Consider the following 238-nt stretch of genomic DNA (forward strand, 5'->3'; position numbering starts at 1 on the left):
CATCAGCACGCCGCCGGGGCGAAAAAAGGGGGTCTGAAGATCAAGCGATCGGGCGCTCGCGCGGCGGCTTGAGCACCAAGATACATATGGCGGTTCGGGGCTTGGGATGTCCCGTGCGGTTCACGCTCACCGCGGGTCAGAAGGGCGATGCACCGCAAGCCGCCGCATTGATCGAAGGCCTGTCCGCCGAGGTCGTCATGGCCGACGCCGCCTATGACGCCGATCACTTGCGCCAAGC

Annotated in this window: 1 pseudogene; it reads left to right on the forward strand. The window is 65.5% G+C overall.

Going from position 1 to position 238, the window contains the following annotated elements:
• Positions 1 to 238 (forward strand): annotated as a pseudogene (locus FNJ47_RS55755) (transposase); the annotation flags it as partial.

Source organism: Bradyrhizobium uaiense (assembly GCF_010811875.1).
Lineage (GTDB): Bacteria > Pseudomonadota > Alphaproteobacteria > Rhizobiales > Xanthobacteraceae > Bradyrhizobium > Bradyrhizobium uaiense.